The organism is Paraburkholderia sp. GAS199 (assembly GCF_050436585.1).
Lineage (GTDB): Bacteria > Pseudomonadota > Gammaproteobacteria > Burkholderiales > Burkholderiaceae > Paraburkholderia.
Genome location: NZ_JBNDMM010000007.1, coordinates 474,505 through 499,667 on the forward strand (window position 1 = coordinate 474,505; position 25,163 = coordinate 499,667).

The following is a 25,163-nucleotide window of genomic DNA, read 5'->3' on the forward strand; positions in this document are numbered from 1 at the left end:
GCCGCGCGCCCGGCTGGTCAGCCGATGCGCACGAGCTGCGCCTTGAAATACTCGCGGCGCTCGGCGTAGGTTGCCGTGCCGCGCTGCATATTGGCGATATCCGTCTCGGTCAGTTCGCGCACCACTTTGGCGGGCGCGCCGAGAATCAGCGAATTATCGGGAAAAACCTTGCCTTCCGTGACGATGGCGCCCGCTCCGACCAGACAGTTGCGGCCGATTACCGCTCCATTCAAGACCACCGCCTGAATTCCGATCAGCGAACCTTCCTTGATCGTGCAGCCGTGAAGCATCACCTGATGGCCGACCGTCACGTTTGCCTCGATGGTCAGAGGAAAGCCGGGGTCGGCGTGCAATACGGCGTTTTCCTGCACGTTGCTGCCCGCGCCGACCGTGATCGGCTCGTTGTCGCCGCGAATGGTGGCGCCAAACCAGACGCTCGCGTTCTCCTCGAGCGTTACGTTGCCGATGATGGTCGCCGAATCTGCGACGAACACGCTTTCATGGATGGTCGGGGCCGCTTCGCCAAGCTTGTAGATGGTCACAATGTCTCCTGATAATCGGTCGCCGCGCGAACGGACCGGCCGAGGCTGTCGCTACGAAACAGGTAAGGGCGGGGCGCCGGGCCCGCGCCGCGGGCGCGCGTCATGGTCGAATCGAGTATTGTAAACGGTTGTGTGGTTAGGCCGCGCGGCTGGCCGCGATCCGGCGATTTTGCGATTCCGGATTCGTGCGCGTCGAAATTCTGCCTACCCGTTTTGCCTTCATTTGCTTTGCCGCCCCGATCGCCATGAGTTTTGCCGCCTCTGCTGTTCCTCCTGTAGCGCCTGATCAGACTGCGTCCGCGGGTGCGTCCGCGGGTGCGTCCGCGGGTGCGTCCGCGGGTGCGTCCGCTTTCGAACGCGCGAATTGCGCGCGAAGCGCCGCGCTGGCCGCGTTGCGCGAAACGGATCCGGCGACGAAGGCCACCGCCGCCCGCGCGCTCCACGCGGCGGTGCTCGACGGCAGCATGCTGTGCGACAGCGCGCTCACGCTGAGCGCGCCCGGTGGTTTGCCCGGCCGGCCCGAGCGTCCCGAACTGGTCGATCCGCGCCGGTTGAAGCGCCGCAGCATGCAGGCGGCGCAAGGGCGGGCGGTGCTGCTGCATGCACTCGCGCACATCGAATTCAACGCGATCAACCTCGCGCTTGACGCCGTCTGGCGCTTTTCCGGCATGCCGGCAGCCTTTTACACCGACTGGCTCAAGGTCGCGGCCGAAGAGGCCTACCATTTTTCCCTGCTCGCCGCGCGCCTTGCCGAGTATGGCCACGTCTACGGCGACTTTCCCGCTCACGACGGCCTCTGGGACATGTGCGAACGCACGGCGCCCGACGTGCTCGCGCGCATGGCGCTGGTGCCGCGCACGCTCGAAGCGCGCGGCCTCGACGCCTCCCCGCCGATCCGCGCGCGCTTGCAGCAGGCGGGCGACCACGCGTCGGCGGCCATTCTCGACGTGATCTTGCGCGACGAAATCGGCCACGTGCTGATCGGCAATCGCTGGTTCCGTCACCTGTGCGACGCCGCGAGCCTCGATCCGCACGTCACCTATCTGCGTCTCGCCGGCCAGTATCAAGCACCGAAATTACGCGGTCCGTTCAATTTCGAAGCACGCCGCGACGCGGGCTTCGACGAAGCCGAGCTGGCGGCGCTGGTCGAACTGGCCGGTCTGGAGGTCGAACCGTCGGGCCCGGCCGCCGGCTCGGAGCCGGCCGGCTGAAAGCTTCTTCCACCGTTCGAACCACGCTTCGCCGCACTATCTCGTTATAATCGAACGACCATTCTTTTTTTTGCGGGCGTGCGTTCATGAATACATCCCAGTCCGAGTTCGTCACCGTGCGCGGCGTGCGTTTGCACGTCAGGCGCTGGGGCCATCCGTCCGCGCCGAAGCTCTTCATGCTGCACGGCTGGATGGACGTGGCGGCGTCGTTTCAGTTCGTGGTCGACGCGCTCAGCGGCGACTGGCAGGTGATCGCGCTCGACATGCGCGGCTTCGGGCTGTCGGACTGGCCGGTAGCGGAGCGCGGCGGCGGCAATTACTGGATTCCGGACTATCTCGCCGACCTCGACGCGCTGCTCGATCACTATGCGCCGAGCGGCGAGGTCAATCTGGTCGGCCACAGCATGGGCGCGAACATCGTCTGCATCTACGCCGGCGTGCGGCCGGAGCGGGTGCGGCGGGTGGTCGATCTGGAAGGCTTCGGCCTTGCGCCGTCGCACTCGGCGCAGGCGCCCAGCCGTATCCGCAACTGGCTGGACGAACTGCGCGACCCGCCGCAACTCAAGCGCTACGCGTCTCTGGACGAGGTGGCGGGGCGTCTGATCAAGACCAACCCGCGCCTCGCTCCGCAACGCGCGCAGTTTCTCGCGCAGCATTGGTCGAAACCGGACGGAGAAGGGCGCTTCATGCTGCTCGCCGATCCGGCGCATAAACTGCGCGGGCCGAACCTGTACCGACTCGACGAAGTCATGGCGGTGTGGCGCAAAGTCAGCGCCAAAGTGCTGCACGTCGAAGCCGTCAATTCGCCGACGCTCGCGCAGATCGCCGGCGAGATTCCGCTCGACGAGTTCAAGGCGCGCTTTCAGGCGTTTCCGAACTGGCGCGAGAAGATCATCGACGAAGCCGGGCATATGGTTCACCACGATCAGCCCGAGCAGGTCGCCGCGTTGATCGAGGCGTTCTGCGCCTGACGCGGCCAAAACGGCAAAAACCGGCGGAAATCGTACGAAGTCTGGCGCCCACTCGCGCCGGACCACGCGAGATAGGTCTGCGTCCACTTACTGCGTTGCAGTAAAATGCTTGCAGGACCTTTTTAAGACAACGATGAACGCCGACCTACACTGTCATTCCACCGTTTCCGACGGCCAGTTCGCGCCGGGCGAAGTCGCGCGCCGCGCGCATGCGGGCGGCGTGACGTTGTGGGCGCTGACCGACCACGACGAGCTCGGCGGCCAGCACGAGGCCCGCGCCGCTGCCGAAGCGCTCGGCATGGGCTATCTGAGCGGCGTCGAGATTTCGGTCACCTGGGCATCGCGCACGGTGCACATCGTCGGGCTCGGCATCGATCCGACTTCGTCGGTGCTGATCGACGGCCTCGCGCGTACCCGCAACGGCCGCGCCGCGCGCGCCGAGGCGATCGGCGAGCAACTGGCTACGCTCGGCGTACCCAATGCCTACGAGGGCGCGCTGAAGTACGTTTCCAATCCCGACATGATTTCGCGCACGCACTTCGCGCGCTTCATGGTCGAGAGCGGCTACGCCAGTTCGACGCAAGACGTCTTCACGCGCTACCTGGGCGACGGCAAGGCCGGCTACGTGCCGCATCGCTGGGCCAAGCTCGCGGACGCGCTCAGCTGGATCCAGGCGGCCGGCGGCGAGGCGATCGTCGCGCATCCGGGCCGCTACGACTACACGCCGCTCGAATTCGACGCGTTCTTCGCCGAGTTCATCGACCTCGGCGGCAAGGCCATCGAAGTCGTCACGGGCAGTCACACGCCGGATCAGTATCGTGAATACGCGGACGTCGCGCGCCGCTTCGGCTTCGAAGCCTCGCGCGGTTCCGACTTTCATGCGCCCGGCGAAGGCCGCGTCGATCTCGGCACGCTGCCACCTCTGCCTTCCGATCTCAAGCCCGTCTGGGAACGCTGGCTGTGAGCGCGCGCCGTGCCGTCGCGGCACGACCTGCGCGAACGGCGTCGCGCCCGCTTCCGGGGGCTCGTCCGACGCGCGCGCCGCGGCGTGCCGCCGGCAAGCCCGGCAGGCACTCATGGTCACTCGCAGTCACCACCCCCAGCCACCGATAGTTACCGATCGTCATCATGTCCCAATACTTTCGGCTTCATCCGGATAATCCGCAGCCTCGCCTCGTCAAGCAGGCGGTGCAGATCATCAACGATGGCGGCGTGGTTGCCCTGCCGACCGACTCCAGCTACGCGCTCGCCTGCCATCTGGACGACAAGGACGCGGTGGAGCGGCTGCGGCGGATTCGCGGTCTCGACGAGAAGCAGTTGCTGTCGCTGCTGGTGCGCGATCTGTCCGAACTGGCCAACTTCGCGATGGTCGACAACCGGCAATACCGGCTGATCAAATCCGTCACGCCGGGCCCGTATGTTTTCGTGCTGCAGGCCACCAAGGAAGTGCCGCGGCGGCTGTCGCATCCGTCGCGCAAGACGATCGGTCTGCGGGTGCCGGATCACGCGATCACGCTCGCGATTCTCGAAGAACTGGGGCAGCCGCTTCTCGGCTCCACGCTGATCATGCCCGACGAGACGCAGCCGCTGAACGATCCTGAAGAAATCCGCGCGCGTCTGGAAAAACAGCTCGATCTGGTGATCGACGGCGGACCGTGCGTGTGCGAACCCTCGACGGTGATCGATCTGACCGGCTCCGAACCGGTGCTGGTGCGGCCCGGGCGCGGCTCGCTCGCGCCTTTCGGGCTCGAAGAAACCGCATGAAGAACGGCATGAGCGAAAGCGGACAGACGCACGCAACCGCGTTGTTACAATAGCGAGATATGGATTCTTCCCTGATACAGACCATCGCGGTTTACGCGCTGCCGGTGATTTTCGCGATCACGCTGCACGAGGCGGCCCACGGTTACGTCGCGCGCTGGCTCGGCGACAACACCGCCTATGTGCTCGGCCGCGTGTCGGTCAATCCGATGCGGCACATCGATCCGCTCGGCACCATCGCCATTCCCTTACTGCTGTATTTCGCCACCAGCGGCGCCTTTATGTTCGGCTACGCCAAGCCCGTGCCGGTCGCCTTCGGCAACCTGCGCAATCCGCGCTGGGGTAGTCTCTGGGTAGCGGCAGCGGGGCCGGCCTGCAATTTCATCCAGGCGGTGATCTGGGGCGTGTTCGGTGTCGCGCTGGCCGTGGCCGGCGTCGACGAGCCGTTCTTCACGCGCATGGCGGGCGCCGGTGTCGGCGTCAATCTCGTGCTGGGCGTGCTGAACCTGTTTCCGCTGCCGCCGCTCGACGGCGGCCGGGTGCTGATGGCGCTGTTGCCGCCGCGGCAATCCATCGCGCTGTCGCGCCTCGAGCCGTACGGTTTTTTCATCGTGATGGCGCTGGTCATGACGGGCACGCTCACTCGGTACTGGCTCAATCCGCTCGTGACGCTCGGCTATGGCGCAATCACTGCAATTCTGACTCCACTTGTTTCGCTTTTCTAAATAATCATGTTCCCAGACCGTATCTTCTCCGGCATGCGGCCCACCGGGTCGCTGCACCTCGGCCACTATCACGGCGTGCTGAAAAACTGGGTGCGGCTGCAGTCCGAATACCCGTGCTTCTTCTGTGTAGTCGACTGGCACGCGCTGACGACGCACTACGAAACGCCCGAAGTGATCGAAAAGAACGTCTGGGACGTGCTGATCGACTGGCTGGCGTCCGGCATCGATCCGGCGCAGGCCACGCTCTTCATCCAGAGCAAGGTGCCCGAACATGCCGAACTCGCGCTGCTGCTCGGCATGAGCACGCCGCTCGGCTGGCTCGAACGCGTGCCGACCTACAAGGAGCAGCAGGAGAAGCTGAAGGACAAAGACCTCTCCACGTATGGCTTCCTCGGCTATCCGGTGCTGATGGCGGCAGACATTCTGCTGTATCGCGGCTCGCTCGTGCCGGTGGGCGAAGATCAGGTGCCGCACGTCGAAATGACGCGTGAAATCGCGCGCCGTTTCAACTACCTGTACGGCCGTGAGCCGGGCTTCGAAGAGAAGGCGAACGAAGCCGCGAAGAAACTCGGCGGCAAGCGCTCCAAGCTGTATCACGAGCTGCGCAACGCCTATCAGCAGGAAGGCAACGACGAAGCGCTGGAGCAGGCGCGCGCGATGTTGCAGGAATCGCAGAGTCTGTCGATGAGCGACCGCGAGCGTCTGTTCGGTTATCTGGAAGGTTCGCGCAAGATCATTCTGGTCGAGCCGCAGGCCATGCTGACCGAAGCGTCGCGCATGCCGGGGCTGGACGGCCAGAAGATGTCGAAGTCGTACGGCAACACGATCGGCCTGCGCGAAGACGCGGAAACCATCACGAAGAAAGTGCGCACCATGCCGACCGATCCGGCCCGCGTGCGCCGCACCGATCCGGGCGATCCGGACAAGTGCCCGGTGTGGCAGCTGCATCAGGTGTACACCGACGAAGCCACGCACGAATGGGTGCAGAAGGGTTGCCGCTCGGCGGGTATCGGTTGTCTCGATTGCAAGCAGCCGGTGATCGAAGGCATTCTGCGCGAACAGCAGCCGATGCTCGAGCGCGCGCAGAAGTACATGGACGATCCGTCGCTGTTGCGCGCGATCGTCGCCGACGGCTGCGACAAGGCCCGCAAATACGCGACGGAAACGATGCGTGACGTGCGCGAGGCCATGGGTCTGTCGTACAACTGAGCGAGCGCGACGGTCCAATGAGCATTCCCGTCGCCGCGTCGCCCGACGCCAGCCGCGATCAGCCGCACGGCAGCGGCGAGCCGTCGCGCTGGGTGCGTCACTGGGCGCATCTGGTCGCGCCGGGCGGCGCGGTGCTCGACGTCGCATCGGGAGCAGGGCGCCACGCGCGGTTTTTTGCGTCGCTGGGGCATCCGGTCATGGCACTGGACCGCGACGCCGCCGCGCTGGCAACGCTCGCCGACGAGCCACGGATCACCACGTTCACGGCCGATATCGAAGGTGCGCCGTGGCCGTTGCCGGAGTCGTCCACGTTTGCCGCGATCGTGGTCACGAATTATCTGCACCGGCCGCTTTTTCCGCGTCTTCTGGATTCGCTCGCGCCGGGCGGTGTACTGGTTTACGAGACCTTCGCGAAAGGCAACGAAAGTGTCGGCAAGCCGTCCAATCCTGCGTTTCTGCTCGCTCCCGGCGAGTTGCTGGAGGTGGTGCGCGGGCGTCTTCGCGTAGTCGCTTTCCAGGATGGTTTTCTCGCGCAGCCGCGTCCGGCTTATGTTCAGCGGATCTGCGCGATTTTCGAGGCGGATGGCCCGGCCGGCACCGCGCGGGACGCGCTCCCGCCTTCTTACGAGCTGGCTGGCTAATCCGCTACAATCGCGGTTTACCTGATCAAATTCATGGCGTTTCATGACTAACGGCAATCACAGCACTGACGGCGTTCAGATCCGCGGCAGCATTCCTGCCATCATTACCCCGATGCTCGAAGACGGTAGCCTCGATCTGCCGGCGTTTCGCAAACTGATCGACTGGCACATCGCCGAGGGCACGAACGGCCTCGTCGTGGTCGGCACGAGCGGCGAATCGGCCACGTTGTCGGTCGAGGAACACGTGTTGATGGTCAAGACGGCTGTCGAGCACACGGCGGGCCGGATTCCGGTGATCGCGGGCTCGGGCGGCAATTCCACCACCGAGGCCATCGAGCTCACACGGCAGGCGAAGGAAGTCGGCGCGGACGCCACGCTGCAGGTCGTGCCTTACTACAACAAGCCGACGCAGGAAGGCATTTATCGCCACTTCGCGAAGATCGCGGAGACCGTCGATCTGCCGGTGATCCTGTACAACGTGCCGGGCCGCACCGTTGCCGACATGAGCAACGAAACCATCCTGCGTTGCGCGCAGGTGCCGGGCATCATCGGCGTGAAAGAAGCGACCGGCAATATCGATCGCGCCGCGCATCTGATCAAGGCCGCGCCCGCGCATTTCGGCATCTACAGCGGCGACGATCCCACCGCGATCGCGCTGATGCTGCTCGGCGGCCACGGCAACATTTCGGTCACCGCGAACGTCGCACCGCGTGCGATGAGCGATCTGTGCAAAGCGGCGCTCGCCGCCGACGCGAAGACCGCCCGTGAGATTCATCTGAAGCTTCTGGCGCTGCATAAGAACCTGTTCATCGAATCGAACCCGATTCCGGCGAAATGGGCATTGCAGCAACTCGGTCGTGTGCAGGGCGGTATCCGCCTGCCGCTTACGCCGCTCGACGCGCAATACCACGAAGTGGTGCGTGCCGCGCTGCGCGAAGCGGGCCTGCTGGGCTAAGCGGTTTCGCCGCGCCCGTCAGCGTCATTCGAGCAAGCCAGCCACCGGCATCCCCTTAACCGACGTCGATCCAGCCCACGTTCCCGGCACACAGAACCAGGCACCGCGTTCCAGTATCACGAAGGACCTCATGAAACGTTCCGCACTTTCCCTCCACGCAACCCGCATGGCGGCGCTGGCGCTTGCCCTCACGACGCTCGCCGGCTGTGACACGCTGAACGACTGGTTTGCTTCCGACCGCGTCAACTACAAGGGCGCCGGCAGCGCGCCGCCGCTCGCCGTTCCGGGCGACCTGAGCACCACGCCGACCGACCAGCGCTACGTCGCCCCGCCGGCCACGCTGGCACTGGGCGGCGCGCAACAGCGCGCAGTCACGGCGGCAGGCAATTCCACCGAAGGCCAGCCGAACGCGCAAGATCCGCTCGGCATGCATATCGAACGTGACGGCGATCGCCGCTGGCTGGTGGTCGACGGCCGCACGCCGGAACAACTCTGGCCGCAGTTGCAGGAGTTCTGGCAGGAAAACGGCTTCGCGCTGAAAACCGACGCGCCGGCCACCGGCATCATGACGACCGACTGGGCGGAAAACCGCGCCAACATTCCGGACGACTGGTTCCGCCGCACCGTGGGCAAGGTCATCGACTTCGCCTATTCCTCGGGTACGCGTGACAGCTTCCGCACGCTCGTTTCGCGTGGTCCGTCGGACACAACCGACATTTCCATCTCGCATAGCGCGATGGAAGAAGTGCTGACCGGTCAGGACAAGACCTCGTCGCGCTGGGAAGAACGTCCGCGCGATCCGGCACTGGAAGCGCTGTTCCTTACCAAGCTGATGCAGAAGTTCGGCCTGACCGAAGCGCAGTCCAAGCAGTTGCTGACCGACGCGCGCTCGGCTACCGCGCCGGCCAAGCTCGACCAGAGCGCGGGTGCGTCCACCCTCGACCTGCAGGAGTCGTTCGACCGCGCCTGGTTGCGCGTGGGCCTCGCACTCGACCGTACCAACTTCACCGTCGACAACCGCGATCGCTCGAAGGGAATCTACTACGTGCGTTACGCCGATTCGATGCAGGAACTGAAGAAGGAAGGTCTCTTCGGCAAGCTGTTCTACAGCGGCAACTCCGCGAAGAAGCCGGGGCAGGAATTCCTCGTCAACGTCCGCTCGAAGGGCGACGCGGTAACGCAGGTTGCGGTGCTGGATTCGAATGGGCAGGTGGACAACTCGTCCGACGCGCAGCGCATCGTGACGCTGCTGCACGCGCAACTCAACTAAGCTGACTGTGCGTTTCGCCAGTCTCGGTAGTGGCAGTGAAGGCAACGCTTTGCTGGTGGAGGCGCATAGCGGCACCACCAGCACACGCGTTTTGCTCGACTGCGGTTTTTCCGCGAAGGAAGTCGAGCGGCGTCTGACGCGGCTCGGCGCCAGCGTCGACAGTCTCGACGCAATTCTGATTACGCATGAACACAGCGATCACATCGGCAGCGCGCTGACCCTGGCGCGCAAATGGTCGATTCCGCTGTACATGAGCTGGGGCACGGCCCGCGCGGTCGGCGCCGACGAAGCCGACGTCGACCTGCAAGTGTTGTGGGGCGACGAAGCGGTGGCGATCGGCGACCTCAGCATTCTTCCCTATACCGTTCCCCACGACGCACGCGAGCCGTTGCAGTACGTGCTCTCCAACGGCGCGAGCCGCCTGGGTGTGTTGACCGACGTCGGCACATCGACGCCGCACATCAGCGCTGTGCTGAGCGGCTGCGACGCGCTGGTGCTGGAGTGCAATCACGACGTGCGCATGCTCGCGGGCAGCCGCTATCCGCAATCGCTGAAAGCGCGTATCGGCGGCAATCACGGGCATCTGAACAACGACGCGGCGGCGGAGATTCTGGCTTCGCTCGATCGCTCGCGTTTGCGTCATCTGGTGGCAGCGCACCTGAGTCAGCAGAACAACTTGCCGGAGCTCGCGCAGGCTGCCATGGCCGGCGTGCTGGGCGCGGCCGCGACCGAGGTGGTGGTGGCGTCGCAGGAAGAGGGTTTCGCGTGGCTGAGTTTGTAAGTCGATGACGCCGGCGCGGTTCGCGTTCTGAACGACACAAAAAAAGCCCGTCACGAATTTCGTGACGGGCTTTTTTCTTTCAGGCGAGCAATTTTATTGCCGCGCCTTTGACAACGCTTAATTGCGGTTGCCGCCGAAGATGCCGAGCAGCGCGAGCAGGTTGACGAACACGTTGTACAGGTCCAGATAAATCGCGAGCGTGGCGGTGATGTAATTCGTCTCACCGCCGTTCACGACGCGCTGAACGTCGAACAGCATGTACGCCGAGAAGATTACGATGGCGAGCACCGACACCGTCAGCATGAGCGCCGGCAGGTGCAGGAACACGTTGGCCACCGAAGCCAGCAGCAGCACGATCACGCCCATGAACAGCCATTTGCCGAGACCGGAGAAATCGCGCTTGCTGACGGTGGCGATCGTTGCCATCGACGCGAAGATCACGCCAGTGCCACCGAAGGCGAGCATGATGAGCGACGGACCGTTCGAAAAACCGAGCACGAAGCTCAGGATGCGCGACAGCATCAGGCCCATGAAGAACGTGAAGCCGAGCAGGACGAACACCCCGGCCGCGCTGTCTTTTGTTTTCTGGATGGCGAACATGAAGCCGAAGGCGATCGCGAAGAACGCCAGCATGCTCATGGCCGGACTGGTGGCGGCAAACAGCGAGAACCCCGTGGCCAGGCCCACCCAGGCGCCCAGTACCGTCGGGATCATCGACAGCGCGAGCAGCCAGTAGGTGTTCCGTAGCACGCGGTTACGCGTTTCGACCGTGCTGACCGCGCCATTGCGGCCAAAGCTATACGGATGATCGTTCATGGTCTCTCCTTGCGTCAGAAGCGTGTTGCGTCGTGGTTGTGCAGCGCCGGCCGGAGATTGTCGCCGCCAGTCGCGTTGCTGCTGTCCTTAAGATTGGCGCGGCGGCCGGGAGTTTCAATGCTCGGAAACGTCCGCATGACCTACGCTACCAGCAATCAGGAACTCCTGCTTGGAGTCTTTCAATGCTGTAAGGGTTCAATCGCAATCATACACGGGAACATGCTACAATAGCGGATTCATTTAAATCTGTAACCTCTTAATTTTTTGGAGTTTTTATGGCGATCGAACGCACCCTGTCGATTATCAAGCCGGACGCAGTGGCGAAGAACGTGATCGGTCAGATCTACACCCGCTTCGAAAACGCTGGTCTGAAGATCGTTGCTTCGCGCATGGTCCACCTGTCCCGCGCCGACGCTGAAAAGTTCTACGCCGTTCACGCTGCACGTCCGTTCTTCAAGGACCTGGTCGACTTCATGATCTCGGGCCCGGTGGTCGTTCAGGCGCTGGAAGGCGAAAACGCAATCCTGAAGCACCGTGACCTGATGGGTGCAACGGACCCGAAGAAGGCAGAAAAGGGCACGATCCGCGCCGATTTCGCCGACAGCATCGACGCTAACGCGGTGCACGGTTCCGACGCGCCGGAAACGGCAGCTGTTGAAATTGCGTTCTTCTTCCCGCAAGTCAACGTTTACTCGCGTTAAGCAGTTTGCGCCAGTCGGGCGATTCGTGCGCAGCCGTTGGATTGATCGCACGAATCCGCCCGGACAGCCCGGCAAAGTAGTAAGGTAAAGCAGCAGGAATGGGCGCGAACGGCATTGCGTTCATGCAGCTTGTTGCATGAATGTAGTCTCGCACTGAAATGGCAGGATTCGATATGACGAGCAGTTCCACCGTCAACCTTCTCGACCTCGACGCCCAGGGGCTCGTCGCCTATTGCGACAGCCTGGGCGAGAAGCCGTTTCGCGCCAAGCAATTGCAGCGCTGGATTCACCAGTACAACGCTGCCGACTTCGACGGCATGACCGATCTCGCGAAGTCCTTGCGCGAAAAGCTCAAAGGGCGCGCCACGATCGCCATGCCCGGCATCGTCAGCGACCATATTTCCACCGACGGCACACGCAAGTGGCTGATCGACGTCGGCAACAGCAACGCAGTCGAGACCGTTTATATTCCCGAAGAAACGCGTGGCACGCTGTGCGTGTCATCGCAGGCCGGGTGCGCGGTGAACTGCCGTTTCTGTTCGACCGGCAAGCAGGGTTTCTCCCGCAATCTCACTACCGGCGAAATCATCGGCCAACTGCGCATGGCCGAATTTGCGCTGCGCGCGACGCGCGGCGTCGATGGCGGCCGCGCGACCGGCGGTGACGGCAAAGGCGAGCGCGTCGTCACGAACGTCGTGATGATGGGCATGGGCGAGCCTCTGCTCAATTACGACGCAGTGGTTCCGGCCATGCGTCTGATGCTCGACGACAATGCTTACGGCCTGTCGCGCCGTCGCGTCACCTTGTCCACCTCGGGCGTGGTGCCGATGATGGACCGGCTCGGCGCGGATCTGCCCGTGGCACTCGCAGTCTCGCTGCACGCTCCGACCGACCCGCTGCGCGACATGCTGGTGCCGTTGAACAAGAAGTACCCGCTGCGCGAATTGATGGCCGCCTGTCAGCGCTATCTGAAGGTCGCGCCGCGCGATTTCATTACCTTCGAATATTGCATGCTCGACGGCGTGAACGACAGCGAGGCGCAAGCGCGCGAGTTGCTGGCCGTCACGCGCGACGTGCCGTGCAAGTTCAACCTTATTCCGTTCAATCCGTTTCCCGAGTCGGGGCTTTTCCGCTCCAAACCGGAACAGATCAAGCGGTTCGCGCAGGTGTTGATGGACGCAGGCGTCGTCACCACGGTGCGCAAGACACGCGGCGATGATATCGACGCTGCCTGCGGTCAACTGGCCGGCGCGGTGAAAGACCGCACCCGTCTGGCTGAGCGCACCGGGAAGGCGGCGAAAGTCATTGAGGTTCGCGCCGTGTAATCGCGTGAAGCCGCGGAGGTTCGATGCTCGACGCGGTTCGTATCGCCGCGCCGAAGCCGCTCCGGCCGCATGCGGTTGAAAAGAAAGTTTGCAGAAGCGATCGGAAGCGGCACATGAGGCCGCACATTTTGTTATAAACGGTCTGCGATTCGGGTGAGCGGCTTTGGCCCGGCCGGGTCGCACAAGTGAAAAAGAATCGACGCGAAAGGATTTGGGATGAGTGAGCCGCAGCACCCGCAGCCGCACGAAACAGATACAAACGAAGGCCATCCGGCGCCGGTCGCGCGGGCGGTGGTGCAGCCTGTCGTGCAGTCCGGTCAGGCGGGTTTCGATTCCCTGGCAGCGGTGGGCGCGCGCTTGACCCAATTGCGTGAATCGAAAAACTGGACGATCGACGACGTCTCGGCGCGTCTGAAAGTGTCCGCCACCAAGCTGCGTGCGCTCGAATCCGGTGACATCAGTCATTTGCCGGACACGACGTTCGCTTTGGGCGTGGTGCGCAGCTACGCGAAGATGCTCGGCGCCGATCCCGCGCCCTTCACGGAAGCGTTGCGCCGCGAAAAGGGCGTTGCGGCACCGGATCTCTCCATGCCTGCGTCTTCCGGCAGGGACTTGCCGCGCGGCAAGGTGTCGTTGTCGCTTGGCGGTACGGGTCAGAAGAGCCGCTCGTGGCTGTGGGGCGTCGCGGCGGTTATCGTCGCGGTCATCGCCTTGGGTATGTGGCACACGAACGGCGGCGATTCGTCGGCATGGCTGGCGCGGCTGAAGGCCAGCGCGGGCGGCGCGACGGGTGGTTCGACCGGAGCATCGGGCGCGGTGGCGCAGGCTCCGTCGGCCGGTTCGGATGTGGCCTCGGAAGACGCGGCGTCGGCGCCGGTCACGCAGGCTGCAGCAGATAATGCAGCGTCGGCAACGCCGATGCCGGCGCCGCTTGCAACCGGTACGGCTCCGAGTTCCGCGCCGGCCGTCACGGCAATGACTGCGGCGCCGAAGGCTGCCTCGCAAGCCGCGACGGTTGCGCCAGTGGTCGTGGCCGGTACCACGCCTGCATCGGCGCCGGCCGCGGCGCCTGCTGCCGGTGAGGCGATCGTTGCGTTGCGGGTAACACAGGACAGTTGGTTCAGCGTGCGTGGCAAAGACGGCAAGGAAGTGTTCTCCGGCCTCGTTCATGCAGGCGATACGAAGGAAGTGACGGGGGCGGCGCCGTTCAAGGTCACCGTCGGCAACAAGGCTGGTCTCGAGTCGCTTACGCTCGACGGACAGCCGGTCGACCCGTCGAAATATTCGGCAGCCAAAGGTAATGTGGCGCGCTTCGCGCTGCCTTGACATGGTGTGCGTCGCGACCGGAACGGCCGCGGCGCTTTTTCAATTCAGGCGCTACGTCTTTGCGTAGCGCTCGTGGCGTAAATGGGTTTTTCGATGCAATCCGAAGCTCAATCCCAATCAGGTAGCAAGATCGTTTCGAACGAGCCGGTGTTCGGCGGGCAGGCAGCGCGGCGCAGGTCGCATGCCGTCGATATCCGTTGGGGCGGCCAGCTCGTCACTGTCGGTGGCGACGCGCCCGTTCGCGTTCAGTCCATGACTAACACGGATACGGCCGACGCGATCGGCACGGCCATCCAGATCAAGGAACTGGCTCAGGCCGGCTCGGAACTGGTGCGTATCACGGTCAACACGCCGGAAGCGGCCGCGGCCGTCCCCGCCGTGCGTGAACAGCTCGACCGCATGGGCGTGTCGGTGCCGCTCGTCGGCGACTTTCACTACAACGGTCACCTGCTGCTGCGCGACTATCCGGCGTGTGCCGAATCGTTGTCGAAGTACCGCATCAACCCGGGCAACGTCGGGCACGGCGCGAAGCGCGACACGCAATTCGCGCAGATGATCGAAGCCGCGGCGAAGTACGACAAGCCGGTGCGAATCGGCGTCAACTGGGGCAGTCTCGATCAGGATCTGCTCGCCAAAATGATGGACGAGAACGCGGCGCGATCCACGCCGTGGGAAGCGCAGAGCGTCATGTACGAAGCGCTGATTCAGTCGGCGATCGGCTCGGCGGAGCGCGCGGTCGAACTTGGCCTCGCGCGTAACAAGATCATTTTGTCGTGCAAGGTGAGCGGCGTGCAGGACCTGATCGCGGTGTACCGCGAGCTTGCCCGCCGTTGCGAATTTGCGCTGCACCTCGGCCTGACCGAAGCCGGCATGGGCTCGAAGGGCATCGTTGCGTCCACGGCTGCGTTGTCGGTATTGCTGCAGCAGGGTATCGGCGACACGATCCGCATTTCGCTGACACCGGAACCGGGTGCGTCGCGTACCGGTGAAGTGATCGTCGGCCAGGAAATCCTCCAGACCATGGGCCTGCGTTCGTTCACGCCGATGGTGATTGCCTGCCCGGGGTGCGGCCGCACCACCAGCACGCTGTTCCAGGAACTCGCTTCGCAGATCCAGACTTATCTGCGCACGCAGATGCCGGTGTGGCGTGACCAGTATCCTGGCGTCGAGAAAATGCACGTCGCGGTCATGGGCTGCATCGTGAACGGTCCGGGCGAATCGAAGCAGGCCAATATCGGCATCAGCTTGCCGGGCTCGGGCGAGAATCCGGCCGCACCTGTTTTCATCGACGGCGAGAAGGTCAAGACGTTGCGCGGCGAAAATATCGCGCAGGAATTCCAGCAAATCGTGAGTGACTACGTCGAGCGCAGCTATGGCCGCGGCAAGTCCGAAAGCAGCGACGCGGGCCGCGCGGAAGCACTCAACTAAACACCGCCAATCGAAGACAGATGACTGAACAGAAGAAAAAGCTCGAGAAGTTGTCCGGCGTGAAGGGCATGAACGACATCCTTCCGCAGGAAGCCGGGCTGTGGGAATTTTTCGAAACGACCGTCAAATCGATGCTGCGTTCGTACGGATACCAGAATATTCGTACGCCGATCGTCGAGCACACGCAGCTGTTCAAGCGCGGTATCGGCGAGGTGACGGATATCGTCGAGAAAGAGATGTACAGCTTTACCGACGCGCTGAACGGTGAAAATCTGACCATGCGCCCGGAAAATACGGCAGCAGTGGTGCGCGCGGCGATCGAGCACAACATGTTGTACGACGGTCCGAAGCGGCTGTGGTACATCGGTCCGATGTTCCGTCACGAGCGTCCGCAGCGTGGTCGTTATCGTCAGTTTCATCAGGTCGGCGTCGAGGCGCTGGGTTTCGCCGGTCCGGATGCAGACGCTGAAATCATCATGATGTGTCAGCGTTTGTGGGACGATCTCGGCTTGATGGGCATCAAGCTCGAACTCAACTCGCTGGGTCTCGCGCACGAACGCGCCGCCCATCGCGTCGAATTGATCGCCTACCTCGAAAAGCACATGGACGTGCTCGACGAAGAAGCGAAACGTCGTCTCTACACGAATCCGTTGCGTGTGCTGGATACGAAGAATCCGGCAATGCAGGAAGTGGCCCAGAACGCGCCGAAGCTGATCGATTTCCTCGGCGAAGAATCGCGCGCGCATTTCGAAGGCTTGCAGCGCATTCTGAAGGCGAACAACATTCCGTTCACGATCAATCCGCGTCTCGTGCGCGGTCTCGATTATTACAATCTGACCGTGTTCGAATGGGTGACGGACAAGCTCGGCGCGCAAGGTACGGTGGCGGCGGGCGGTCGTTACGATCCGTTGATCGAACAGCTCGGCGGCAAACCGACGGGCGCGTGTGGCTGGGCAATGGGCGTCGAGCGAATTCTCGAGCTGTTGAAAGAAGACCAGCTCGTTCCGGAAGACGAAGGCTGCGACGTGTACGTGGTCCATCAGGGCGAAGCGGCGCGCGAGCAGGCCTTCATCATCGCCGAACGTCTGCGGGACACGGGTCTCGATGTGATTCTGCATTGCAGCGCAGATGGTCAGACAGCCAGCTTCAAATCACAGATGAAGCGTGCCGATGCCAGCGGCGCAGCGTTCGCGGTGGTGCTCGGCGAAGACGAGATTGCGAACGGCACGGTCGGCGTCAAACCGCTGCGTGACACAAGTTCTAACGGTGGTAAAAACGAGCAACAAAACGTGCCCGCCGAAGACTTGACCGAATTTCTAATCAATGCGATGGTTGCAACCGCCGAAGACGGCGACGACTGATCGCGATGTCGTCGAGCCTTGTGGCTCGACACGCACACGTATCAAGAAAGAGGAAATCGCCGGGCAATGAGTTACCACGACGAACAAGAATCGATTGAAAGTCTGAAGGCATGGTGGACGCAATGGGGCAATGCAACCACCTGGATCGTGCTGGTGGTGCTGGTTGCCGCAGCCGGCTGGAACGGCTGGAATTTCTGGCAACGCCGTCAGGCTGCGGAAGCCGCTGTGCTGTATGACCAGGTTCAGCAAGCCGTGACATCGGGCGACAAGGCGAAGATTTCGCGCGTCGCTGCCGACATGGAAGACAAGTTCAGCAGCACTGCGTATGCGCAAATGACCGCGCTCGGCGCCGCGAAGGCGCTTTACGCGGCGGGCGATGAAGCCGCCGCCAAAGCGCAGTTGCAGTGGACCATCGATCACGCCAAAGACGACGAGTTCAAGCAGATCGCCAAGCTGCGTCTCGCTTCGCTGTTGCTCGACGACAAAGCGTACGACCAGGGTCTCGCGCTTCTCGCTGAGCCGCAATCCGACGCGTTCAAAGGCCTCGTGGCAAACGGCCGCGGCGACCTGCTTGCCGCTCAGGGCAAGCGCGACGACGCGCGCACGGCCTACAAGCTCGCGCTCGACTCGCTGTCGAAAAACGATAGCTCGGCTCGCCAGTTGATTCAGTTCAAGCTGGATGCGCTGGGCGGCTGATCGCTGCACGCAGTGCATCGCACGCCACGATCAATCGCTTTCCTTTAAATCAATTTCCTGAATGCTTCGTCCACCGATGAATCTGCTGAAACGTTACGCTGTGCCCGTTGCCTGTGCGATGACTGTCCTCACCATGGCGGCTTGCTCATCCACGAAAGACGATCGCCGCGTGCCGACGCCGCTCACCGAGTTCAAACCCGTGCTCGACGTGCAGCAGGCGTGGAAGACGAGTGTGGGCAAGTCCGGACGCTACCTGTTCTCGCCGGTCGCCGTGGGCGACGCGGTTTACGCAGCGGGCGCGAATGGTTCGGTGGCGAAGATCGACGCACAAACCGGCAAGGACATCTGGCGCGTCAAGCTGCACGACGACCTGTCGGCCGGCGTAGGTAGCGACGGTACGTTGACGGCCGTGGGCGGCCTGAAGGGCGATGTCTACGTGCTGGGCGCAGACGGCAAGCAACTGTGGACGGCCAAAGCGCCGGGCGAAATCATTTCGCCGCCGCTGGTCGGCAACGGCCTCGTGGTCGTGCGAACCGTCGACGGTCAGATCGTCGCGTTCAACGCACAGACCGGCGAGCAGAAGTGGAACTATCGCAACCGCGCAGTGCCGCTCAATTTGCGCGTTTCGTCGGGCATGACTTTCGCCGGCGACGCAGCCGTGCTGGCGGGTTTCCCAGGCGGCGCATTCGCGGCGATCAATCTGCAAACGGGTGACAACTACTGGCAGACGCCGGTCTCGTATCCGAAAGGCGTGACCGAAGTGGAGCGCATCAACGACGTAACGGGTCCGCCTACGCTGGTGGGTTCGGAAACTTGCGCGGTGACGTTCCAAGGCCAGATTGGCTGCTTCGACGCGAACTCGGGTCGCGCAGTGTGGGAAAAAGCGTTCTCGAGCACGAGCGGTCTGGCGCAGGACGAGCGCGCCGTGGTCGCGGCCGACGACTGGTCGGTGGTGTCGGCGTTCGATGTCAGCAGTGGCGCGCCGCTGTGGAAGAACGACAAGCTGAAGAATCGCGATCTGGGCGTTCCGTTCATTCTGGGTCACGCAGCAGTGCTGGGCGATTACCAGGGTTACGTGCACTTCCTGTCGCGTGACGACGGCACGCTCGTCGCACGCGCCAAGACGGACGGCAGCCCGATCACCTCAGCACCGGTGCTGGCTGGCGAAACGCTCGTCGTCCAGACGCACGACGGCGACCTGTACGGTTACCGTCCGCGTTAATATCGCGGCGCCGCGCAGTCGGGCGCCGTGAAGCGTGCAGGCCGGCGTTGCCGGCCGCGCGCGTTTTTGTCGATTGCATAGTAGAGCGCAGTAAAACAGAAGCAGGCAAAGAGAAATATATTCGCCGGACTGGCTGGTCCGGCAAGTCGGATCAGGAACGGCTCATGTGAGCATCGATGGCTGCTTGCGGCGCCATCTTCGGCGGTCGCTGAAAAAAGAAACGCCTCCACCGGCGTGCGAGCCGTCGAGCAGGAAAGACTGAATTTGGCAGCCCGCTGGCGCTGCCCATACAGCCAAACCCCCCGTCCGCCCGGGCGTGCATATTGACAGCACATCCGGGGCCGGCCGAATTCGTGATAATTTTCGTCAAACGCTGCCGTGTGGCGGCCGCATGGCGTCGCTACGCGGCCGGTCGATTTCGATCCCGCGTTTCACCGTGAACAACATCTGATGAAACCCGTTATTGCCCTCGTTGGGCGCCCCAATGTGGGGAAATCCACGCTATTCAACCGTCTCACGCGCTCGCGCGATGCGCTGGTTGCCGACCTCCCCGGTCTCACGCGCGATCGCCACTATGGCGAAGGCCGGACCGGCGAGCGGCCGTATCTGGTCGTCGACACGGGCGGTTTCGAACCGGTCGCCAAAGACGGCATCCTGCACGAAATGGCGCGCCAGACGCGCCAGGCGGTCGAGGAATCGGACATCGTCGTGTTTATCGTCGACGGTCGTAACGGTCTCGCGCCGCAGGACAAATCGATTGCCGACTATCTGCGCAAGACCGGCCGGCCGATTTTCCTCGTCGTCAACAAGGCCGAGGGCATGAAGTACACCACGGTCGCCGCCGATTTCTACGAACTCGGTCTCGGCGACCCGCGCGCGATTTCCGCGGCACACGGCGATGGCGTCACCGAAATGATCAACGAGGCGCTGGGCGTCGCGTATGCCGGCCAGCCGGAAGAGGGTGACGAGGAAAAAGCCGCGCGTGGCGTGAAGATCGCCATCGTCGGGCGGCCGAACGTCGGCAAATCGACCTTGATCAACGCGCTGGTGGGTGAAGAGCGCGTGATCGCGTTCGACATGCCGGGTACCACGCGCGATTCGATCTACGTGGACTTCGAGCGCGGCGGCAAGCCGTACACGCTGATCGACACCGCGGGCCTGCGTCGTCGCGGCAAGGTGTTCGAAGCGATCGAAAAATTCTCGGTGGTCAAGACGCTGCAGTCGATCTCGGACGCGAACGTCGTGATCCTGCTGCTCGACGCACGTCAGGACATCTCGGAGCAGGACGCGCACATCGCCGGCTTCGTGGTGGAGCAGGGCCGCGCGCTAGTTGTTGGCGTGAACAAATGGGACGGTCTCGATCCGCATGTGCGCGACCGCACCAAAGCCGACCTCGAGCGCAAACTAAAATTTCTGGACTTCGCCAAGTTCCACTTCATTTCCGCTGCGGAAAAAACCGGAATTGGCCCGCTCATGCGTTCGGTGGACGACGCCTACGCCGCGGCCATGGCCAAGTTGCCGACGCCGAAGCTGACGCGCGCACTGATCGACGCGGTGGAATTCCAGCAGCCGCGACGGCGTGGTCCGGTGCGTCCGAAATTGCGGTACGCGCACCAGGGCGGACAGAATCCGCCAATCATCGTGATTCACGGTAACGCGCTCGACGCCATCACAGAAACGTATAAACGCTACCTCGAAAATCGCTTCAGGGAAACTTTCAAGCTGACCGGGACTCCATTGCGCATAGAGTTCAGATCATCGACGAACCCTTACGCGGACAAAGGCTGAAACCCGCGTGTGTGCTGGGTTTGGCCGCTCGGGCCATGCCCTCGCGCAAAAACGAAAATCGGCTATAGTGTAGCGGTTGACGGCGGATCTCTTTTTCTTCGTCGTCAATTCAGTCAACCTGCAAAAAAATACGGAGTTTGCTATGAGCAACAAAGGGCAATTGTTACAAGACCCGTTTTTGAACGCACTGCGTAAAGAGCACGTGCCGGTGTCGATCTACTTGGTCAACGGCATCAAGCTTCAAGGGAACATCGAATCGTTCGACCAGTACGTCGTGTTGCTCCGGAATACGGTCACCCAGATGGTCTACAAGCACGCAATCTCGACGGTCGTGCCAGCCCGCCCGGTGAATTTCCACCCGGATTCCGAACAGTCCTAACCCCCGTCGCGGCCGGCGTAGCGTCGCCCGTTGGCGATTACTCCCGGCCGCCTCATTTTGATACCCTCCAATTTGATCAATGCAGCGCTTGTCGGCATCGACTTCGGTAAGATCGATTTCGAAGCCAGCCTCGAAGAACTCAGCCTGCTCGCGCAAAGCGCGGGCGCGAATCCGATAGTCACCCTCACAGGGCGCCGGTCCAGCCCCGACGCGAAGATGTTCGTCGGCAGCGGCAAGGCCGAAGAGCTGCGCCTCGCGTGCGAGGCCAACGACATCGAACTCGTCATTTTCAATCACGCTTTGGCTCCCGCGCAGCAGCGCAATCTGGAGCAGGCGCTTAATCGCCGCGTGGTCGATCGCACCAGTCTCATCCTCGACATCTTTGCGCAACGCGCCCGCAGCCATGAAGGCAAGCTGCAGGTGGAGCTCGCGCAGTTGCAGTATCTGTCGACCCGGCTGATCCGCGCGTGGACCCACCTCGAACGTCAGAAGGGCGGTATCGGCCTGCGCGGCCCCGGTGAAACGCAGCTGGAAACCGACCGTCGTTTGATCGGCGAGCGCATCAAGGCGCTCAAGACGAGACTCGAAAAACTGCGCCGGCAGCACGGCACGCAGCGCCGTCAGCGTTCGCGCAATCAGACCATGTCGGTCTCGCTCGTCGGCTATACGAACGCGGGCAAATCCACGCTCTTCAACGCGCTGACCAAAGCTCAGGCGTATGCGGCCGACCAGCTGTTCGCAACGCTCGACACCACGTCACGCCGCGTTTATCTCGGTGACGAAGCTGGCCAGGTCGTGGTCTCGGACACGGTCGGCTTCATTCGTGAATTGCCTCACCAGCTCGTGGCGGCGTTTCGCGCCACGCTCGAAGAAACCATTCATGCCGATCTGCTGCTGCACGTGGTCGATGCGTCGAGTGCCGTGCGACTCGATCAGATCGATCAGGTGAACGAGGTTTTGCACGCCATCGGCGCGGACACCATCCGTCAGGTGCTGGTGTTCAACAAGATCGACGCGGTGCCTGAGCTGGCGGCCCGTGGCGACGCGGTTGAGCGGGATGAGTATGGTAATATTTCGCGCGTCTTTTTGAGCGCGCGCACGGGGCAAGGGCTGGACACATTGCGCGCAGCTATCGCTGAAATCGCTTCTGCCGAACCTCTTCCCGACATGCTGATCGATCAGCCGGAAGAAGACCGGTCGGCAGCGCCGCGCGACGACCACAAGGTCACAGAACTCGGGCACTGACCCGCTCCAATTGCACTGACCCGCTGTCTACTCTGGTGAACGAACACAGGTGAACGATTACAACGAGCGGAGTATCTGGTCGCGTATGCGCGCCATTCTGTCACTGAACGATCCGCGCTGGGGGCGGGGCGACGGTAATGGCAATGGCGACCGGCAACGGCCCAACGAACCCAGGCGTCCAGCGGGCAAAGACGGCGAAGGTCCGCCCGATCTCGACGAGATGTGGCGCGATTTCAATCGCCGCCTGAGCCGTGTTTTCGGGCGCAAGGGCGGCGGTGCGGGCGGTAGTCGTCCCGATAACGGCCGCGGTGCGCGCATCGGCGTGGGCATCGTGATCGGCGTGCTGATCGCAATCTACCTTGGCAGCGGTGTGTTCGTGGTGCAGGACGGCCAGACCGCCGTCGTCATGCAATTCGGCAAATATCGCTACACCGCGGGTCAGGGTGTGCATTGGCGTCTGCCGTATCCTTTCGAAGCACATGAACTCGTCAATGTCGGCCAGATCCGCCAGGTGGAAATCGGCCGCAATAACGTGGTGCGTCAGGCAAACGTGAAAGACGCGTCCATGCTCACGCATGACGCCGACATCGTCGACGTGCGCTTTGCCGTGCAATACCAGATCCGCAAGCCGACCGACTACCTGTTCCGTAGCGTCGATCCCGATCAGAGCGTGATGCAGGCCGCGCAGGCGGCGGTGCGCAGCATCGTCGGTTCGCGCAGCACCAGCGACGTCCTTTATCAGGATCGCGAAACAATTCGTCAGCAGCTGACTGCGTCGATCCAGCAATCCCTGGACGAATATCAATCCGGCCTCGCGGTCACGGGCGTCACGATTCAGGGCGTGCAGGTGCCCGATCAGGTGCAAGCCGCGTTCGAAGACGCCGCCAAGGTTCGTCAGGATAACGAGCGCGCGAAGCGCGAGGCGCAAGCGTACGCAGCCGATCTTCTGCCGCGCGCGCAAGCGGACGTGGCGCGTCAGGTGGACGAAGCGAAGACGTACAGCGACAAGACCGTCGCTCAGGCGCAAGGCGATGCCGATCGCTTCAAGCAGGTCTATGCGCAGTACTCGAAGGCGCCCGCCGTAATCCGCGAGCGCATGTACACGGAAACCATGCAGCAGATCTATTCGAATTCGACCAAGGTTTTCGTGGACAGCAAGAACGGCAGCAACGTGGTGTATCTGCCGCTGGACAAGCTGGTCGATCAGACTCGCCAGCGTGTGGCGGATGCGGCCGCCGGTGCATCGGGCGTTGCGGCGGGCACGCAGCAAAGCGCGAGTGGTGCGGGCGCTGCGGCTCAGGGCGTCACGCAGGGCGCGAGTCAGGCCACGAGCCAGGCAGCAAGCCAGAGCGCTGCGCCGGCAGCCGCTGCTTCGGCCACACCGGCAAGCCAAGCCGCCGCCAGCAGCGACGCCTTGCGTTCGCGCGACACCTTCCGCAGCCGTATGCGCGAAGACGACGTTCAATAAGGAGCGCACAACATGAACAAAATCATTGCGCTCGTCGTGGCTATCGTCATCGTGCTGTTTGCGGCTTCGTCGATGGTATTCGTCGTCGATCAACGGCATATGGGCGTGCTCTCGTCGCGCGGCGACACGGCACCTACGCTGCTCGGCCCCGGCCTGCACGTGAAGCTTCCGCCGCCGCTGCAAACGCTCACGCTTGTCGATAACCGCATCCAGTCGCTCGACGCGCCGGACGAAGACCGTTACGCCACCGCCGACAAAGCCGATCTGCTGGCTAATCCGGTCATCAAATACCGCGTTACGGATCCGCTCAAGCTGCTCGAGCAAACGCGCGGCGACACGCAGAGCCTGCCCGACCGTCTCGCACTGCTGTCGCGTAGTGCGCTCGGCGACGCATTCGGCAAGGTAAGTCTGGCGGATCTGCTGGCCAAACAGCAAGCCGTCGCCGACGAAGCGCGCGGCGCGATGGACAAAGCCGCTGCGTCGCTCGGCGTGCAGGTAGTCGATATCCAGCTCACGCGCGTCGATTTCCCGGCGTCGATGACCGATTCGGTGTTCAAGCGCATGATCGCGGCACGGGCACAGGCTGCCGCCGACGAACGTGCCAAGGGCGCAGCCGAGGCCGATCAGATCAAGGCCGACGCAGTGGGTCAGCAGCAGGCGATTCTGGCCGACGGCTACCGCCAGGCGCAGACGATCAAGGGCGAGGGCGACGCCAAGGCAGCGGAAATCTCCGCCGAGGCCTATGCCGCCGACCCGCAGTTCTACCAGTTTTACGAAAGCATGCAGGCGTACAAGAAGACCTTCAAGCCGGGCGACGTCATCGTCGTCGACTCGAACAGCGACTTCTTCCGCTTCATGCGTAGCCCGACCGGTGGCGTTGCCCCGGACGCTCCCGCGGCCACGCGCAAACACTGATACCCGGAACGCCGCGGCACTCGTATCGCGGCGTATTGATTCGCATGGACATAGCCGGTTCGTTACTGCTCGCGATCGCCCTGATGCTGATCATCGAAGGGATGTTCCCCTTCGTTTTTCCGAGCGCCTGGCGCGATACGTTCCGTAAAATAGCGGAACGCCCGGCGCATCAGATCCGCATCGGCGGACTGATCGTGATGGCGCTCGGCCTGATTCTGCTGTTTATCGTCACCTGAGCGGTTCGGCGTGACGGTCCTCTTGCGTGCACGTGCGCGCGAGCAGGGTGGATTACGCGCATTGCGCCCGACCCGAAGTGCGTGGCGCGATCACCGCGAATGACCGCAAACGAACGCGAAAAAGCGCGACAACTCAAGGCGCGTGAAATATAGACAGACACCCGCGCGCGATCCGTGCGGTCTCTGCCTCA

At 63.0% G+C, this 25,163-nt stretch carries 25 protein-coding genes; 23 read left to right on the plus strand and 2 right to left on the minus strand.

What is annotated here, in order from left to right; translation table 11 throughout:
- Window positions 1–17: 17 nt before the first annotated feature.
- Window positions 18–542: a gamma carbonic anhydrase family protein gene (locus P3T18_RS26560; RefSeq protein ID WP_429302918.1), complete on the minus strand. Its 525-nt coding sequence runs from the start codon at window positions 540–542 to the stop codon at window positions 18–20.
- 245 nt (window positions 543–787) lie between these two features.
- Here P3T18_RS26560 and P3T18_RS26565 point away from each other — a divergent pair, with 245 nt between their 5' ends.
- The 10 genes from P3T18_RS26565 to P3T18_RS26610 all read left to right on the plus strand — a co-directional run bounded on the left by P3T18_RS26565 (window position 788) and on the right by P3T18_RS26610 (window position 10,066).
- Window positions 788–1,753 carry a ferritin-like domain-containing protein gene (locus P3T18_RS26565; RefSeq protein WP_429302919.1) on the plus strand — a complete coding sequence of 322 codons (966 nt, stop codon included), beginning with the start codon at window positions 788–790 and terminating at the stop codon, window positions 1,751–1,753.
- A gap of 86 nt (window positions 1,754–1,839) precedes the next feature.
- Window positions 1,840–2,724 (plus strand): alpha/beta fold hydrolase, encoded by an 885-nt coding sequence (locus tag P3T18_RS26570; protein WP_429302920.1) that lies wholly within the window; start codon window positions 1,840–1,842, stop codon window positions 2,722–2,724.
- A 133-nt stretch (window positions 2,725–2,857) separates the two neighbouring features.
- Window positions 2,858–3,688 carry a 3',5'-nucleoside bisphosphate phosphatase gene (locus tag P3T18_RS26575; protein ID WP_429302921.1) on the plus strand — a complete coding sequence of 277 codons (831 nt, stop codon included), beginning with the start codon at window positions 2,858–2,860 and terminating at the stop codon, window positions 3,686–3,688.
- 164 nt (window positions 3,689–3,852) lie between these two features.
- The gene (locus P3T18_RS26580) at window positions 3,853–4,488 is read left to right on the plus strand and encodes an L-threonylcarbamoyladenylate synthase (RefSeq protein ID WP_429302922.1); all 636 of its coding nucleotides are present in this window, start codon (window positions 3,853–3,855) and stop codon (window positions 4,486–4,488) included.
- A 59-nt stretch (window positions 4,489–4,547) separates the two neighbouring features.
- Window positions 4,548–5,210 carry a site-2 protease family protein gene (locus P3T18_RS26585; protein WP_429302923.1) on the plus strand — a complete coding sequence of 221 codons (663 nt, stop codon included), beginning with the start codon at window positions 4,548–4,550 and terminating at the stop codon, window positions 5,208–5,210.
- A gap of 6 nt (window positions 5,211–5,216) precedes the next feature.
- Window positions 5,217–6,419 (plus strand): tryptophan--tRNA ligase, encoded by a 1,203-nt coding sequence (locus P3T18_RS26590; RefSeq protein ID WP_429302924.1) that lies wholly within the window; start codon window positions 5,217–5,219, stop codon window positions 6,417–6,419.
- A 17-nt stretch (window positions 6,420–6,436) separates the two neighbouring features.
- On the plus strand, window positions 6,437–7,060 hold the full coding sequence (locus tag P3T18_RS26595; protein WP_429302925.1) for a class I SAM-dependent methyltransferase: 624 nt from the start codon (window positions 6,437–6,439) through the stop codon (window positions 7,058–7,060).
- 43 nt (window positions 7,061–7,103) lie between these two features.
- Window positions 7,104–8,015, plus strand: a complete 912-nt coding sequence (dapA, locus tag P3T18_RS26600) for a 4-hydroxy-tetrahydrodipicolinate synthase (RefSeq protein ID WP_429302926.1) — start codon at window positions 7,104–7,106, stop codon at window positions 8,013–8,015.
- A 130-nt stretch (window positions 8,016–8,145) separates the two neighbouring features.
- Window positions 8,146–9,285 carry an outer membrane protein assembly factor BamC gene (gene bamC, locus P3T18_RS26605; protein ID WP_429302927.1) on the plus strand — a complete coding sequence of 380 codons (1,140 nt, stop codon included), beginning with the start codon at window positions 8,146–8,148 and terminating at the stop codon, window positions 9,283–9,285.
- 7 nt (window positions 9,286–9,292) lie between these two features.
- Window positions 9,293–10,066, plus strand: coding sequence for an MBL fold metallo-hydrolase (locus tag P3T18_RS26610; protein ID WP_429302928.1), 774 nt, complete (start codon window positions 9,293–9,295; stop codon window positions 10,064–10,066).
- A gap of 117 nt (window positions 10,067–10,183) precedes the next feature.
- On the opposite strand, the gene P3T18_RS26615 is transcribed toward P3T18_RS26610, so the two are convergent.
- Window positions 10,184–10,882, minus strand: coding sequence for a Bax inhibitor-1/YccA family protein (locus P3T18_RS26615; RefSeq protein ID WP_007181342.1), 699 nt, complete (start codon window positions 10,880–10,882; stop codon window positions 10,184–10,186).
- Window positions 10,883–11,157: 275 nt separating this feature from the next.
- On the opposite strand from P3T18_RS26615, the gene ndk reads away from it, so the two are divergent.
- The 13 genes from ndk (at window position 11,158) to P3T18_RS26680 (ending at window position 24,972) form a co-directional block, all read left to right on the plus strand.
- Window positions 11,158–11,583 carry a nucleoside-diphosphate kinase gene (ndk, locus tag P3T18_RS26620; RefSeq protein ID WP_007181343.1) on the plus strand — a complete coding sequence of 142 codons (426 nt, stop codon included), beginning with the start codon at window positions 11,158–11,160 and terminating at the stop codon, window positions 11,581–11,583.
- A 173-nt stretch (window positions 11,584–11,756) separates the two neighbouring features.
- The gene (rlmN, locus tag P3T18_RS26625; RefSeq protein ID WP_429302929.1) at window positions 11,757–12,908 is read left to right on the plus strand and encodes a 23S rRNA (adenine(2503)-C(2))-methyltransferase RlmN; all 1,152 of its coding nucleotides are present in this window, start codon (window positions 11,757–11,759) and stop codon (window positions 12,906–12,908) included.
- 216 nt (window positions 12,909–13,124) lie between these two features.
- On the plus strand, window positions 13,125–14,234 hold the full coding sequence (locus P3T18_RS26630; RefSeq protein ID WP_429302930.1) for a helix-turn-helix domain-containing protein: 1,110 nt from the start codon (window positions 13,125–13,127) through the stop codon (window positions 14,232–14,234).
- 81 nt (window positions 14,235–14,315) lie between these two features.
- Window positions 14,316–15,662: a flavodoxin-dependent (E)-4-hydroxy-3-methylbut-2-enyl-diphosphate synthase gene (ispG, locus tag P3T18_RS26635; protein ID WP_429302931.1), complete on the plus strand. Its 1,347-nt coding sequence runs from the start codon at window positions 14,316–14,318 to the stop codon at window positions 15,660–15,662.
- 20 nt (window positions 15,663–15,682) lie between these two features.
- A complete protein-coding gene (hisS, locus tag P3T18_RS26640; RefSeq protein WP_429302932.1) occupies window positions 15,683–17,023 on the plus strand; it encodes a histidine--tRNA ligase in 1,341 nt (446 codons plus the stop codon).
- A gap of 66 nt (window positions 17,024–17,089) precedes the next feature.
- Window positions 17,090–17,719: a YfgM family protein gene (locus P3T18_RS26645; RefSeq protein ID WP_429302933.1), complete on the plus strand. Its 630-nt coding sequence runs from the start codon at window positions 17,090–17,092 to the stop codon at window positions 17,717–17,719.
- A gap of 76 nt (window positions 17,720–17,795) precedes the next feature.
- Window positions 17,796–18,941, plus strand: a complete 1,146-nt coding sequence (gene bamB, locus P3T18_RS26650; RefSeq protein WP_429302934.1) for an outer membrane protein assembly factor BamB — start codon at window positions 17,796–17,798, stop codon at window positions 18,939–18,941.
- A gap of 450 nt (window positions 18,942–19,391) precedes the next feature.
- Entirely contained in the window at window positions 19,392–20,729 is a 1,338-nt protein-coding gene (gene der / locus P3T18_RS26655; protein WP_429302935.1) for a ribosome biogenesis GTPase Der, read from the plus strand.
- A 142-nt stretch (window positions 20,730–20,871) separates the two neighbouring features.
- On the plus strand, window positions 20,872–21,108 hold the full coding sequence (hfq, locus tag P3T18_RS26660; protein ID WP_006051315.1) for an RNA chaperone Hfq: 237 nt from the start codon (window positions 20,872–20,874) through the stop codon (window positions 21,106–21,108).
- 57 nt (window positions 21,109–21,165) lie between these two features.
- Window positions 21,166–22,353: a GTPase HflX gene (gene hflX / locus P3T18_RS26665; RefSeq protein ID WP_429302936.1), complete on the plus strand. Its 1,188-nt coding sequence runs from the start codon at window positions 21,166–21,168 to the stop codon at window positions 22,351–22,353.
- A gap of 49 nt (window positions 22,354–22,402) precedes the next feature.
- On the plus strand, window positions 22,403–23,821 hold the full coding sequence (gene hflK, locus P3T18_RS26670) for an FtsH protease activity modulator HflK (RefSeq protein WP_429302937.1): 1,419 nt from the start codon (window positions 22,403–22,405) through the stop codon (window positions 23,819–23,821).
- Window positions 23,822–23,833: 12 nt separating this feature from the next.
- Complete coding sequence (gene hflC / locus P3T18_RS26675) at window positions 23,834–24,736, plus strand: protease modulator HflC (RefSeq protein ID WP_429302938.1); 903 nt, start codon at window positions 23,834–23,836, stop codon at window positions 24,734–24,736.
- Between the two features lie 44 nt (window positions 24,737–24,780).
- Window positions 24,781–24,972, plus strand: coding sequence for a DUF2065 domain-containing protein (locus P3T18_RS26680; protein ID WP_429302939.1), 192 nt, complete (start codon window positions 24,781–24,783; stop codon window positions 24,970–24,972).
- The last annotated feature ends 191 nt before the right edge of the window (window positions 24,973–25,163 follow it).